Below are 538 nucleotides of genomic sequence, written 5' to 3' on the forward strand. Positions count from 1 at the left end.
CTGCCGATCCAGCGCTGCTGGCCGGAGGATGCCGGCCGCCTGATCACCTTCGGCCTGGTCGTGACCCGCGGCGTGCACCAGCCGCGGCAGAACGTGGCGATCTACCGCCAGCAGCTGATCGGCCGCAACCGGGTGATCATGCGCTGGCTGCCGCATCGCGGCGGCGCGCAGGACTACGCCTCCTGGCAGCACGCCTGGCCGGACAAGCCCTTTCCGGTGCTGGTGGCGATCGGCGCCGATCCGGCCACGCTGCTGGCGGCGGTGGCGCCGGTGCCGGACACCCTGTCCGAATACGAATTCGCCGGCCTGCTGCGCGGCTCACGCAGCCGGGTCTGGCGCAGCGAGCTGACCGGACTGGATGCGCCGGCCGGCGCGGAAATCCTGCTGGAGGGCTTCATCCATCCCGGCGAAACCGCGCTGGAAGGCCCGTTCGGCGACCACACCGGCTACTACAACGCGCAGGGCACCTTCCCGGTGCTGACCGTGGAGCGGATGCGCCTGCGCGGCGGCGCGATCTACCACGGCAGCTATATGGGCC

At 71.6% G+C, this 538-nt stretch carries 1 protein-coding gene; it reads left to right on the forward strand.

Features of this window, described 5'->3' with window-relative positions; translation table 11 throughout:
* Window positions 1-538: UbiD family decarboxylase domain-containing protein (locus tag J7528_RS24100; protein ID WP_291879913.1), on the forward strand; the 538-nt coding region annotated here is incomplete at both ends.

This window comes from Caulobacter sp. (genome assembly GCF_017744445.1).
In the GTDB taxonomy this organism is placed as follows: Bacteria; Pseudomonadota; Alphaproteobacteria; order Caulobacterales; family Caulobacteraceae; genus Caulobacter.